This is a genomic window from Streptomyces sp. NPDC004539, from assembly GCF_040610055.1.
GTDB lineage: Bacteria > Actinomycetota > Actinomycetes > Streptomycetales > Streptomycetaceae > Streptomyces.
Genome location: NZ_JBEXLS010000020.1, coordinates 164,799 through 176,871, shown reverse-complemented (window position 1 = coordinate 176,871; position 12,073 = coordinate 164,799). Strand labels below are relative to the sequence as shown.

The 12,073-nt window shown below is 73.6% G+C and carries 12 protein-coding genes; 9 read left to right on the top strand and 3 right to left on the bottom strand.

Annotated elements, in window-relative coordinates; genetic code table 11:
- Positions 1 to 7: 7 nt before the first annotated feature.
- The 4 genes from ABZX85_RS34210 to ABZX85_RS34195 are packed head-to-tail and all read left to right on the top strand — an operon-like array spanning position 8 to position 3,507.
- Positions 8 to 1,576 carry a 4-coumarate--CoA ligase family protein gene (locus ABZX85_RS34210; protein WP_355877444.1) on the top strand — a complete coding sequence of 523 codons (1,569 nt, stop codon included), beginning with the start codon at positions 8 to 10 and terminating at the stop codon, positions 1,574 to 1,576.
- Complete coding sequence (locus ABZX85_RS34205) at positions 1,573 to 2,307, top strand: enoyl-CoA hydratase family protein (protein WP_355877441.1); 735 nt, start codon at positions 1,573 to 1,575, stop codon at positions 2,305 to 2,307. Before ABZX85_RS34210 ends, ABZX85_RS34205 begins: the two co-directional genes overlap by 4 nt.
- Complete coding sequence (locus ABZX85_RS34200) at positions 2,295 to 2,924, top strand: TetR/AcrR family transcriptional regulator (RefSeq protein WP_355877438.1); 630 nt, start codon at positions 2,295 to 2,297, stop codon at positions 2,922 to 2,924. The genes ABZX85_RS34205 and ABZX85_RS34200 overlap by 13 nt, the downstream gene beginning before the upstream one ends.
- 49 nt (positions 2,925 to 2,973) lie before the next feature.
- Positions 2,974 to 3,507 (top strand): hypothetical protein, encoded by a 534-nt coding sequence (locus ABZX85_RS34195; RefSeq protein WP_355877435.1) that lies wholly within the window; start codon positions 2,974 to 2,976, stop codon positions 3,505 to 3,507.
- 7 nt (positions 3,508 to 3,514) lie between these two features.
- Here ABZX85_RS34195 and pdxH read toward each other — a convergent pair whose 3' ends face one another.
- Positions 3,515 to 4,201, bottom strand: coding sequence for a pyridoxamine 5'-phosphate oxidase (gene pdxH, locus ABZX85_RS34190; RefSeq protein WP_355877432.1), 687 nt, complete (start codon positions 4,199 to 4,201; stop codon positions 3,515 to 3,517).
- Between the two features lie 296 nt (positions 4,202 to 4,497).
- On the opposite strand from pdxH, the gene ABZX85_RS34185 reads away from it, so the two are divergent.
- Positions 4,498 to 5,598 (top strand): citrate synthase 2, encoded by a 1,101-nt coding sequence (locus tag ABZX85_RS34185; protein ID WP_355877429.1) that lies wholly within the window; start codon positions 4,498 to 4,500, stop codon positions 5,596 to 5,598.
- A gap of 53 nt (positions 5,599 to 5,651) precedes the next feature.
- On the opposite strand, the gene ABZX85_RS34180 is transcribed toward ABZX85_RS34185, so the two are convergent.
- A complete protein-coding gene (locus tag ABZX85_RS34180) occupies positions 5,652 to 6,668 on the bottom strand; it encodes a 2-oxoglutarate and iron-dependent oxygenase domain-containing protein (protein ID WP_355877426.1) in 1,017 nt (338 codons plus the stop codon).
- Positions 6,669 to 7,246: 578 nt separating this feature from the next.
- Between ABZX85_RS34180 and ABZX85_RS34175 the strand changes: the two genes are divergently transcribed.
- From ABZX85_RS34175 to ABZX85_RS34165, 3 genes are all read left to right on the top strand, one after another.
- The gene (locus tag ABZX85_RS34175; RefSeq protein WP_355877424.1) at positions 7,247 to 7,642 is read left to right on the top strand and encodes a RidA family protein; all 396 of its coding nucleotides are present in this window, start codon (positions 7,247 to 7,249) and stop codon (positions 7,640 to 7,642) included.
- Between the two features lie 56 nt (positions 7,643 to 7,698).
- Positions 7,699 to 8,193 (top strand): GNAT family N-acetyltransferase, encoded by a 495-nt coding sequence (locus ABZX85_RS34170; protein WP_355877422.1) that lies wholly within the window; start codon positions 7,699 to 7,701, stop codon positions 8,191 to 8,193.
- A 62-nt stretch (positions 8,194 to 8,255) separates the two neighbouring features.
- A complete protein-coding gene (locus tag ABZX85_RS34165; RefSeq protein ID WP_355877419.1) occupies positions 8,256 to 9,701 on the top strand; it encodes a PAS domain-containing protein in 1,446 nt (481 codons plus the stop codon).
- Between the two features lie 68 nt (positions 9,702 to 9,769).
- On the opposite strand, the gene ABZX85_RS34160 is transcribed toward ABZX85_RS34165, so the two are convergent.
- Positions 9,770 to 10,525, bottom strand: coding sequence for an SIS domain-containing protein (locus tag ABZX85_RS34160; protein ID WP_355877417.1), 756 nt, complete (start codon positions 10,523 to 10,525; stop codon positions 9,770 to 9,772).
- Between the two features lie 701 nt (positions 10,526 to 11,226).
- Here ABZX85_RS34160 and ABZX85_RS34155 point away from each other — a divergent pair.
- Complete coding sequence (locus ABZX85_RS34155) at positions 11,227 to 11,919, top strand: metal-dependent transcriptional regulator (RefSeq protein WP_355877414.1); 693 nt, start codon at positions 11,227 to 11,229, stop codon at positions 11,917 to 11,919.
- Positions 11,920 to 12,073 lie beyond the last annotated feature (154 nt).

The window sequence follows — 12,073 nt, the reverse complement described above, 5'->3', positions numbered from 1 at the left end:
AGGAACCGTGTTCCGCAGCGAGTACGCAGACGTTCCCGCCGTAGACCTGCCCATCCACGACGCCGTCCTGGGCCGCGCCGCCGAGTTCGGCGACCTGCCCGCACTGGTCGACGGCGTGGACGGCACGACACTGAGCCACGGACAGCTGGACCGCTTCCACCGGCGCGTGGCCGCCGCGCTCGCCGACGCGGGCGTGCGCAAGGGGGACGTGCTCGCCCTGCACAGCCCCAACACGGTCGCCTTCCCGGTCGCCTTCTACGCCGCCACGCGCGCGGGCGCCTCGGTCACCACCGTCCACCCCCTGTGCACCCCCGAGGAGTTCGCCGGCCAGCTCCGCGACTCGGCCGCCCGGTGGATCGTCACCGTCTCACCCCTCCTGGAGACGGCCCGCCGGGCGGCCGAACTCGCGGGCGGCGTCGAGGAGATCTTCGTCTGCGACGCCGCGACCGGCCACCGCTCGCTGATCGACATGCTCGCCTCCCAGGCCCCCGAACCGACCCCCTACATCGACCCCGTCGAGGACGTCGCCGCCCTCCCGTACTCCTCCGGGACGACCGGCGTCCCCAAGGGCGTCATGCTGACCCACCGTCAGATGGCCACGAACCTCGCCCAGTTGGAGCCCGCGGTGCCGACGGGACCGGGTGACCGGATTCTGGCAGTACTCCCGTTTTTTCACATCTACGGCCTCACGGCCCTGATGAACGCCCCCCTGCGCCTGGGCGCCACCGTCGTCGTCCTGCCCCGCTTCGACCTGGAGACGTTCCTCGCGGCCGTCGAGAAACACCGCATCACCGGCCTGTACGTCGCCCCGCCGATCGTCCTGGCGCTCGCCAAGCACCCGGCGGTCGAGCGGTACGACCTGTCGTCCCTGAAGTACGTCATCAGCGCCGCCGCCCCCCTCGACGCCGAACTCGCCGCCGCCTGCGCCCGCCGGCTCGCCCTGCCGCCCCTGGGCCAGGCGTACGGCATGACGGAACTGTCGCCCGGCACCCACGTCGTCCCCCTGTCCGCGATGTACGAGGCCCCTCCCGGGACCGTCGGCAAACTCATCGGCGGCACCGAGATGCGGATCGTCTCCCTCGACGACCCCGCGAAGGACCTCGGCCCCGGCGAGCCCGGCGAACTCCTCTTCCGGGGACCGCAGGTCATGAAGGGCTACCTGGGCCACCCGGAGGCCACCGACGCGATGATCGACACCGACGGCTGGCTGCACACCGGGGACGTCGGCCACGTCGACGAGAACGGCTGGCTGTTCGTCGTCGACCGGGTCAAGGAACTCATCAAGTACAAGGGCTTCCAGGTCGCCCCCGCCGAACTGGAGGCCCTCCTGCTGACCCACCCGGACATAGCCGACGCTGCCGTCGTCGGCACGTACAACGCCGACGGCAACGAGGTGCCGCACGCGCACGTGGTCCGCCAGCCCTACGCCGCGGGCCTCTCCGAGGGCGAGGTCATGATGTACGTCGCCGAACGCGTCGCGCCCTACAAACGCGTCCGCCGGGTCACGTTCGTCGACGCGGTGCCCCGCGCGGCCTCCGGGAAGATCCTCCGCCGCCGGCTGAGGGAGCGCGCGTGACCCTGATCGGCCGCAGCCGCGAGCGCGGCGTCGAGCGCCTCAGCCTCGACGCCGCGGACAGCCGCAACACCCTCTCGGCGGCCCTCGTCGGCGCCCTCGCAGACGCGCTCGCCGACTGCGCGGAGGACCCCGGCGTCCGGGCCGTCGTCCTCACCCACAGCGGCGGCACGTTCTGCGCGGGCGCCGACCTCAAGGACCCGCCCGCGCCGCGGGAGTTCGTCGGCCTGCTGCGCGCGGTCGTCGAACTCGGCAAACCCGTCGTCGCGCGGATCGACGGGCACGTCCGCGCGGGCGGCCTCGGGCTCGTCGCCGCCTGCGACGTCGCCGCGGCGTCCACCGGATCGACGTTCGCGTTCACCGAGGTACGCATCGGGGTCGCCCCCGCCGTCATCTCGCTGCCCCTGCTGCCGCGCGCGGACCCCCGCGCCCTCGCGCGTCACTGCCTCACCGGCGAGCGGTTCGACGCCGCAGAGGCCGTCCGGACCGGCATCGTGACGGCCGCCGGGGACGACGTGGACGCCGTCCTCGCGCCCGTCCTCGACGGACTGCGCAGATCCGCGCCGGACGGGCTGGCGGAGACGAAACGGCTGCTCACGGCTAAGGTTCTCGAAGCCTTCGACCGGGACGCCGCGGAGCTGACGGCGCTCTCCGCGCGGCTGTTCGCCTCCCCGGCGGCCCACGAGGGGATGACGGCCTTCCTCGAACGACGGGACCCCGCATGGGTGTTGTGACCGCGGCCGACCGCGTGCCGGGCGACCGGGCACGGGGTGACCGGGCGCCCAAGCAGGACCGCAGCCGGGCCACCCGGCAGCGGCTCCTGGAAGCCGCCGTGGCCTGCCTCGCCGAGCGCGGCTGGGCGGGGTCCACGGTCTCCGTCGTCGCCGAGCGCGCGGGGGTCTCCCGGGGGGCCGCCCAGCACCACTTCCCCACCCGCGAGGACCTGTTCACCGCCGCCGTCGAGTACGTCGCCGAGGAGCGGTCCGGGGCGTTGCGCGCGCTGTTCCCGCAGGGGGCCACCGACCGCGCGGCCGTCGTCACCGCCCTCGTCGGCCTCTACACCGGCCCCCTCTTCCGGGCCGCCCTCCACCTGTGGGTCGCCGCGTCCAACGAGGAGCAGCTGCGTCCCCGGGTCACCGAACTGGAGGCCCGCGTCGGCCGCGAGACCCATCGCATCGCCGTCGAACTCCTCGGCGCCGACGAGAGCCGGCCCGGCGCCCGCGAGACCGTCCAGGGCCTCCTGGACATGGCCCGCGGCCTCGGCCTCGCCAACCTCCTCACCGACGACCAGGCCCGCCGGGAGCGGGTCGTGGGGCAGTGGGTGGCGTTGGTGGAGGCGGAGTTGGGGTGAGGAGGGGCAGGTCAGGGGCGTTGTCAGTGGGGGGATCTACGGTGGGTGCATGGGGGATTGGTATCAGGTGATCGTGGACCTCGAAGCGGGCGAGACGGAGGCGGCCCGCCTCGGGGAGCGCGCGGTCGCGTGGCTGCTGGAGGAGGGCGTCGTCGTGGCGGACGGCGACGCGTACCTGCCGGGGCCGCACTGGCGAAGAGCGGTGGACGACGGCTGGGACCGGGAGCCGTACGACGAACTCGCCGTGCGGGTGGGCCGGAACGTGTTCATCAGCGGCGCGGACATGCCGAGCACCGCCGTCTGCCCCCGCTGCGCGCGGACCACGGCCCTGGACGACGCTCTCTGGGACCGGTTCGGCGACGCGCTGACGGCGTGGTACGACACGGGCGAGGCCGTCGTCGAGTGTCCCGCCTGCGCCGTCCCGGTTCCCCTGCCCGGGTGGGGCTGGGGCGAAGCGCCGCTGGCCTGCGGGTACTTGGGGCTGAGGTTCCGGAACTGGCCCGACCTCTCCGACGACTTCCGCGCCCGAATATCCACCCTCCTGGAGGGACACCGCACGGCGTACCTCTGGGGCAAGATCTGAGCCCCCCTCAGGGACTCAGCCGCTCCACCCGCCACCCCCCGTCCGTCTCCTCGACGTACCGGAGCCGGTCGTGGAGGCGGTTCTCGCGGCCCTGCCAGAACTCGACGGACTGCGGGGCGACGCGGAAGCCGCCCCAGTGCGGCGGGACGGGGACCTGCTCGCCCTCGGGGTAGCGGGCCGCCAGTTCGGCGTAGGAGGCGTCGAGTTCGGCCCGGGAGGCGACGGGGGCCGACTGGGTGCTGGCCCAGGCGCCGAGCTGGGAGCCGTGCGGGCGGGTGCGGAAGTACGCGGCCGTCTCGTCGCGTCCGGTCCTGCGGGCGACGCCGTGGACGATGACCTGGCGGGCCATCGGGTGCCAGGGGAAGAGGAGGGAGACGTACGGGTTCTCGGCGAGGTCGCGGGCCTTGCGGGAGCCGTAGTTGGTGTAGAAGACGAACCCCTGCTCGTCGAAGTGCTTCAGCAGCACGGTCCGCGCGCTCGGCCGCCCCTCGGCGTCGGCGGTGGAGACGACCATCGCGTTCGGCTCGAACAGGTGCGCCTCCGAGGCGGCCTGCTTGAACCAGCGGGCGAACTGCTCCACCGGGGTCGCGGCGAGGTCGTCCTCGGCAAGACCCTCCGCCCGGTACTGCGTACGCATCGCGGCGGGATCGAGGGACGCGCTGTCGTGGTCGTTCACGCGGTCATCCTGCCGCATCGGGGGCCGCGGGCGGGGCGATCTGCCGTATCGCGCAACGGTGACCGCCGTACGCGGCCAGGCATACGCCGTCAGGCATACACGGACGTTCCACCGGGCACCCTTCGGGTGGCACTCAGTGCCGCACGACCTCCCCAAAGGTGGCACTCGGGGATATGGTGCTGATGCCGCACCGGGGGCCGCCCGCGCGCCGGACCCGCGCCCCGGCCCCGCCTCGCAAGAACCCCCCGTTCCTCCCGAAGCACCCCCGAACACCCGCCCGCACACCCCGTTCGCACACATCGAGGAGCCGCCTGATGTCCGACTTCGTACCCGGTCTCGAAGGAGTCGTCGCGTTCGAGACGGAGATCGCCGAACCGGACAAGGAGGGCGGCGCCCTGCGGTACCGGGGCGTCGACATCGAGGATCTGGTGGGGCACGTCTCGTTCGGGAACGTCTGGGGCCTGCTGGTGGACGGCGCGTTCGACCCCGGCCTGCCGGCCGCCGAGCCGTTCCCGATCCCGGTGCACTCCGGGGACGTCCGGGTCGACGTGCAGTCCGCGCTGGCCATGCTGGCCCCTGTGTGGGGCCTGAAGCCCCTCCTGGACATCGACGAGGCCCGAGCCCGGGACGACCTCGCGCGGGCCGCTGTGATGGCCCTCTCGTACGTCGCGCAGTCCGCGCGCGGGCAGGGCCGGCCGATGGTGCCGCAGCGGGAGATCGACAAGGCGCGGTCCGTCGTCGAACGGTTCATGATCCGCTGGCGCGGCGAGCCGGACCCGAAGCACGTCGCGGCCGTCGACGCGTACTGGACGTCCGCCGCCGAGCACGGCATGAACGCCTCCACGTTCACCGCGCGGGTGATCGCCTCCACCGGGGCGGACGTCGCCGCCGCGCTCTCCGGCGCCGTGGGCGCCATGTCCGGCCCGCTGCACGGCGGCGCCCCCTCCCGGGTGCTCGGCATGATCGAGGAGATCGAGCGCACGGGCGACGCGGAGGCGTACGTCCGCCAGGCGCTCGACCGGGGTGAGCGGCTGATGGGCTTCGGGCACCGCGTCTACCGTGCGGAGGACCCACGCGCGCGCGTGCTGCGTCGTACCGCGCGGGAGCTGGGGGCGCCCCGGTTCGAGGTCGCCGAGGCGCTGGAGAAGGCCGCGCTCGCCGAGCTGCACGCGCGCCGGCCCGACCGGGTGCTCGCCACGAACGTGGAGTTCTGGGCGGCGATCGTCCTCGACTTCGCGGAGGTCCCGGCGCACATGTTCACGTCGATGTTCACGTGCGCGCGCACGGCCGGGTGGTCGGCGCACATCCTGGAGCAGAAGCGGACGGGGCGGCTGGTGCGGCCGTCCGCGCGGTACGTGGGGCCGGGGGTCCGTGATCCGCGGGAGATCCCGGGGCACGCCGGAATCGCCTCCTGAGGCCCTCGGACGGCTCTGCTCGAGGCGGAAGCCGTCCGATCCGTCCCAGGCGGTCAGGCGGGCGTCAGGAGGCTCGCGTGGTGCCTCTCCGCCACCAGCGGATGCGCCCGCAGCTTCCCCTTGAGCTCGTTGAAGCCGTACTCCGCGAACAGCGGGTTCGCCGGGTCCGTCGTCACTCCGGGGGCCGTCGACGCGTGCGGGAAGACCAGGGGCTCCACGCGCGCGTCGAGGCGCGGGTTGTAGAAGAACGGGACGGAGAAACGTTCCACTGCGGCCGGCGGGGAGACCACGCGGTGGTTGGTGGCGAGCAGGTAGCCGTTCGTGGCGACCTCCAGCAGCTCGCCGAGGTTGACCACGAAAGCGCCCTCCAGGGGAGGCACGTCGTGGAAGAGGCCGTCCTCGCGCTGGACCTGGAGGCCGCCCACCCGGTCCTGGAGGAGCAGCGTCAGGAAGCCGTAGTCCTTGTGCGCGCCGACACCCTGGTCGGCACCGTTCCCGGCGCTCCCGGGGTAGCGGACGAGCTTGAGGTGCGGGTGGGAGTGCTCCCCGAAGGCGGCGTCGTAGAAGTCCGGGGAGGCGCCTATGGACGCCAGCAGTTCGTGCAGCAGCTTCTCGGCGACGGCGCTCAGGCGGTCGATCCAGCGCAGGGCGGCCGTGCGCAGCTCGGGGAGTGCGGCGGGCCACTGGTTGGGGCCTTCGAGCCACCAGTAGGGCGCGTCGCCGGGGCCCGGCACGCGCGCGGGGCGCTCGGCGCCGATGTCCAGCTGGTCACGCCAGTCCTGACGGCCGCCCGTGCGTTCGTCACCGGTGCGCGTGTAGCCGCGGAAGTGCGGGGAGCCGACGTTGTCCAGAGCGAGGCGGTCGGCCTCCGGGAGGGCGAAGAAGCGGCGCATCGCCGTCAGCAGGGCGGTGGTCTCGGCGTCCTGCACGCCGTGGCCCACGAGCTGGAAGAAGCCCACGTCGTGCGCGGCGCCGTGCAGGCGCGCGTGCAGCTCCGCACGCGCGCGTGGGCCCGCGTCCGCGGCGGAGAGGTCGATGATCGGGAGCTGCTGGTACGACGGGTTCGTCATGGTGCGTCCGTAGGTGTACGGGGGCAGGCCCGAAGCCGTGGGTGGGGCGCGGGCGCGGGTGCCGGATGTGCGGGAGAGAAGGGGCCGTGGGGTGGCCGGGAATGCGGGCTGGAGGCTCAGACGGAGCGTCGACAGCCCATGCTCGTGACGCGGACGTAGTCCACGTGGCGGCGTCGAACGAGCGAAAGCATGTGCCCAGGCTACTGCTTGACGAGAAATTCGTACGTGGCGCAGATCACGCCCCGGAAATCCTCCGGAACGCAGGCGACCCGCGAGTCGGGTTCCTCCGGAGAGGAGCCGGCCGGACGTACCGGCGACTCGCGGGTCGGGTGACTGCTTGGGACTGGGCCGGCTGCGCACGGTCTCCCGCGCGCGGGTCCGGCACCGCACAGAGTGGGTGACGGGCGCTAGCCCGCAGCCACCTCACGCGTCCGGTTTCCATACATCTGCCGAACCACCTCCCTTCGTGTGTGCTCCACACCCTAGGAACCCTTCCCGGCGCACTCAACCGGTTTTTTCGTGACCCGTTCTCAAGTACGACGATCAGGACGGATGCGGCTGTCGTTACCGTCTCCGCCATGACGGAACGACGCGCCATCCTCAGCGGCTCCCCCTTCGAGGAGCAGATCGGTTACGCCCGCGCGGTCGTCGACGGGGACTGGGTGCACGTCTCCGGGACGACCGGTTACGACTACGCCGCCATGACGATCTCCGACGACGTCGTCGAACAGGCCGAGCAGTGCCTGCGCAACATCGGCGCCGCCCTCAAGGAGGCCGGCTGCGGCTTCGAGGACGTCGTCCGGGTGCGCTACCTGCTCCCCGAACGCGCCGACTTCGAACCCTGCTGGCCCGTCCTGCGCCGGTGCTTCGGCGAGGTGCGGCCGGCCGCGACGATGCTGGTGTGCGGGCTGGCGGACCCGGCGATGAAGATCGAGATCGAGGTGTACGCGCGGCGGCCGGCGGGGGCGGTGTAGCGCACGCGCGGGGGCTCGCGTTGACACGCGCGCGGGCAGCGTGTTCGGCTCTGGGGGTGATCGGCTTCCGTATCGAACCCGCCGTCGGCGAGCACCGGTTGGAGCAGTGGCGGCAGGTGCACAACACGGTCGTGCCGCCCGCCGCGCTGTCTCCGGAGGAGGTTGCCGAGCGGGCCGGACGCAACCGGCTGGAGAACGCGTACGCCGGTGACGTGCTCGTCGGCTGCTCGACCGTGCGCCCGCCGGAGGGCGAGGCACGGGCGGCGACCGTCATCGCGCGGGTGCTCCCGGAGTTCCGGGGACGCGGATACGGCGACGCGCTGTACCGGCACGCGCTCGCCCACGCGCGCGGGCTGGACGCCGGGGTGATCGAGACGTGCGTACTGGCCGTGAACACCGACGGACTGGCGTTCGCCCGCGCGCGGGGGTTCACCGAGGTCGAGCGGTACACCCTGGACGACGGGAGTGACGACTGGTGGGTGGATCTGCGGCTCACGAATCTCGGCCCGGCTTCCGGGAACACCGTGTGGGCTGAGTCACGTTCCAGTTGAATGAAAGGCGAGTGAGCGAACCGACGCGCCCGGGGCGCGGAGGCGGCTGGTAGGGGGTCCGGATGAGTGCTTCCCGGCAGAGCGGGACCACTGACGAGCTGGGCCCGGACGAGCCCGGACGGGACGGGCCGTACGGGTTCGACCTGCTCTCCGCGCTGCTCGACGGCATGGACGCGGCACTGTGCGCGTTCGACGCCGACGGAGTCGTCACGCACTGGAACCGCGAGGCGGAGCGGATTCTCGGCTGGAGCGCCGAGGAATCCGTGGGCCGGCACGGCTTCGCCGGCTGGGCGGTGCGCAGCGCGGACGCCGAGGAGGTCGAGGGCCGCCTGATGGCCGCCATGCACGCGGCCGGACGCCAGGTGCACGAGTTCGCGCTCCTCACCAAGGACGGCGGCCGGGTCCTCGTCCGCACCCAGTCCTCCGCCGTGCGCGGGCCCGACGGCAAGCCCGCCGGGCTGTACTGCGCCTTCAGCGAGGTCCACGCGCAGATCGACCTGGAGCGGTCCATCGCGCTCAGCGAGGCCCTCTTCGAGGACGCCTCCTGGGGCGTCGTCCTCGTCGACGCGGACCTGCGACCCGCCGTCGTCAACACGCACGCCGCGCGGGCGCTCGGCACGGGCCGTACGGCGGTCCTGGGCCGCCCGCTGGGCGAACTGCTCACCCACGGCGTCCGGGAGCTGGAGAGCGCCCTCACGCACGTCCTCGCGGAAGGCGCCCCGCCCGCGCCGGCCGAGATGTGGATCGGCGTGCGCACACCGGACGGCGAGCGCCGGCGCTGCTGGCGCAGCGGCTTCCTGCGGCTCGCCTCGCCGCTCGCGGAGGAGCCCGTGCCGCTGGGCGTCGGCTGGCTCTTCCAGGACGTCACGGAGGCCAAGCAGGGCGAGCAGGAGGCGGCCCTGCTGCGCTTCCGCGCCAACCAGCTGCACCGTGCCGCGCGCGCGGCGGCCGAGTGCGAGGACCCCGCCGAGGCCGTGACCGTCCACCTCGACTTCTCGCTCGCCGGGTTCGCCGACCACGCCTTCCTCGACCGCCTCCACGGCGCCCCGCGCGCGGACGCCGATCTCGCCGCGCCCGTACGGCTGGTCCGGGTCGCGGCGACCCCCGCGGGCGGTCCCGGGCCGAGTCTCCTGAGCCCTCACCCCGGTCTCCCCGTCGGCTATCCGGAGGGCCACCCGGCGCTCCAGTGCGTCGCCCGCGCGGGGACCGTCCGCACCGGGGCCGCCGGCATCCCCGCCGACCAGGCCCGCATCTGGGCGCGCACCCGGCAGTGGCCCGAGGACACCGTCCACGCCCTCTCCACCGTCCTGCGCAGCCGGGGCCGCACCCTCGGTGCCGTCACGTTCCTGCGGGGCGGGGGGCGCTCGGCGTTCGAGCGCGGCGACACGACGTACGCGGAGGACGTCGCCGTACGGATCGCGGCGGCGCTGGATCTGGCGGGGGTGGCGGAGGCGGCGGGGGAGAAGCGGGGCTGGCGGGGCGACGCGGGGCCCGTCAGCGGGGCGTGAGGCTCAGGGCGTGAGATCCGGAGGGCGCCTCCCGGAAGCTCCTGCCCAGGAAGCGCGTGTCCCGGGAGTCAGCTCCGGTAGAAGATCCGGTCCCCGTACTCCTCCATCACGCGCGCGTTCCACGCGTGGCCCTCGTCGACGTTCCCCGACCGCAGGAGGGGCGGTTCGACGCCCCGGGCGGCGAGGGAGGCCGCGGTGGTGGCCATGACGGCCTGGAGGAGGGCGGAGGTGACGACGGTGGAGGCGGGGGCGAAGGGGGCGGGGACGGCGTCCAGGGAGATCTCGGCGTCGCCGACGGCCACCTTGGAGTCCAGGACGACGTCGCAGTGGTCCTTGAGGAAGGTCCCGGAGGAGTGCCGGGAGGCGGTCTCGGCGGCGTACGCGACGGACGTGACGCCGATGACGCGCACACCGCCTGCGCGTGCGTGGAGGGCCATTTCCACGGGGAGCGGGTTGCGCCCCGACAGGGACACGATCACCAGCGCGTCGCCCGCGCGGAGCGGCGAGTTGTCCAGGACGACCTTCGCGAGCCCGTCCACGCGCTCCAGGGCGGAGCCGAGGGTCGCGGGCCGGACGTCCACACCGACGAGGCCAGGGACGGACAGCAGGTTCATCACCGCGAGCCCGCCCGCGCGGTAGACGAGGTCCTGGGCGGCCAGCGAGGAGTGCCCCGCCCCGAAGGCGAACAGCCGCCCGCCCGCGACGACGGTGTCGGCCAGCAGCTCGCCCGCCGCCTCCACCGCGTCGGCCTCCTCCGCGCGCACCCGCTCCAGCAGTGCGGCGGCGGCCTCGAAGAACCGCTCCCCGACCCCGCGCTCACCCATCCCGAGCACCCCTTCGCACCGTCCGTGAACCACACCCGCCCGTTCCGCCGATCACCGTGCGGTCTGGACCAGTGCGGTGTCAATACGGGGGAGGGGGGACGCGCACAGGGGACGGCTACGGGCCCAAGGGGGGACCGCCGGTGGCGCCCGCATGCGCAGGGGGGGCGGGCGGGCTCTGGCACGGGGCAGGTCGGGAGGGCGAGGGACGCCGGCCTATGGCCGTTGCGCCTCGGGGTACACGCGCGTGCGGCACCCGACCGAACCCTGGCTCCGGGGGCGGCGTCCGGATCGGGCACGCACACGCGTGCAGGGCGTCCTCCGGTGACCGCGCCCCCGGCCCGGCACGCGCGCCCGTGGCGTTCGGCGCCTCCTGCCCGGCTTGTTCGTTCCCGAACCGCCGCCCCCAAGCGAAAACCTCCGCTCGCCGCCGAGTGCGCGTGCCCACGGACGCCGTGGCCGTGGCCCGTGTGCGGTGGGCGGATCAAGTACGTGGGCGCAGGTGAGAGCCGGTGGTGGGCGGGGGTGGAGGGGAGTGCGCCGGGGGCGTGTGGGGGGCGGTGTGCTTCCGAGGGGCGGTGCGTGAGGCGGTGGTTTTGTCGGCGCGGCACGGTTGTCAGTGGTATCCGGCAGAATTGGGGTCAGGGCCAGCGCACGCGCCGAAGAGCCGTCGAGCCTTCGGCAGAGCTAATCGAGGGGCACGTATGTCCGGACTGATCGACACCACGGAGATGTACCTCCGCACCATCCTCGAGCTGGAGGAGGAAGGTGTGGTCCCCATGCGCGCCCGGATCGCCGAGCGGCTCGACCAGAGCGGACCGACGGTGAGCCAGACGGTCGCGCGCATGGAGCGCGACGGCCTCGTCTCCGTGGCCAGCGACCGCCACCTGGAGCTGACCGACGAGGGCCGCCGCCTCGCCACGCGCGTGATGCGCAAGCACCGCCTGGCCGAATGCCTCCTGGTCGACGTGATCGGCCTGGAGTGGGAGCAGGTCCACGCGGAGGCGTGCCGCTGGGAGCACGTGATGAGCGAGGCCGTCGAGCGCCGCGTCCTGGAGCTCCTGCGCCACCCCACCGAGTCGCCCTACGGCAACCCCATCCCCGGCCTGGAGGAGCTCGGCGAGAAGGACGGCGCGGACCCGTTCCTCGACGAGGGCATGGTCTCCCTGGCCGACCTCGACCCCGGCGCCGAGGGCAAGACCGTCGTCGTCCGGCGCATCGGCGAGCCCATCCAGACGGACGCGCAGCTGATGTACACGCTGCGGCGGGCCGGCGTACAGCCCGGCTCGGTCGTGAGCGTGACGGAGTCCGCGGGCGGCGTCCTCGTCGGCAGCGGCGGCGAGGCGGCGGAGCTGGAATCGGACGTCGCGTCGCACGTCTTCGTGGCCAAGCGCTGAGCCTCCGGGGGGCGTGCGGAGCCGCTTGGCGGGGCATGGTCAACTCCTGAGCCGCGCGCGGCGGTTGGGTTCCCTTCGGGTGCCTCGAACCCGAAGATTCCCCGTGCCGAATCGCAGCGCTCCGGCGCTGCGCGTGCGAGGCTGTCGCGTGAGG

What these genes read in the sequence shown, in the direction of transcription:
- ABZX85_RS34155 (WP_355877414.1), top strand. Translation starts at nt 11,227, where the DNA reads ATGTCCGGACTGATCGACACCACGGAGATGTACCTCCGCACCATCCTC.
- ABZX85_RS34160 (WP_355877417.1), bottom strand. Translation starts at nt 10,525, where the DNA reads ATGGGTGAGCGCGGGGTCGGGGAGCGGTTCTTCGAGGCCGCCGCCGCA.
- ABZX85_RS34165 (WP_355877419.1), top strand. Translation starts at nt 8,256, where the DNA reads ATGAGTGCTTCCCGGCAGAGCGGGACCACTGACGAGCTGGGCCCGGAC.
- pdxH (WP_355877432.1), bottom strand. Translation starts at nt 4,201, where the DNA reads ATGCGGCAGGATGACCGCGTGAACGACCACGACAGCGCGTCCCTCGAT.
- ABZX85_RS34175 (WP_355877424.1), top strand. Translation starts at nt 7,247, where the DNA reads ATGACGGAACGACGCGCCATCCTCAGCGGCTCCCCCTTCGAGGAGCAG.
- ABZX85_RS34185 (WP_355877429.1), top strand. Translation starts at nt 4,498, where the DNA reads ATGTCCGACTTCGTACCCGGTCTCGAAGGAGTCGTCGCGTTCGAGACG.
- ABZX85_RS34195 (WP_355877435.1), top strand. Translation starts at nt 2,974, where the DNA reads ATGGGGGATTGGTATCAGGTGATCGTGGACCTCGAAGCGGGCGAGACG.
- ABZX85_RS34200 (WP_355877438.1), top strand. Translation starts at nt 2,295, where the DNA reads ATGGGTGTTGTGACCGCGGCCGACCGCGTGCCGGGCGACCGGGCACGG.
- ABZX85_RS34180 (WP_355877426.1), bottom strand. Translation starts at nt 6,668, where the DNA reads ATGACGAACCCGTCGTACCAGCAGCTCCCGATCATCGACCTCTCCGCC.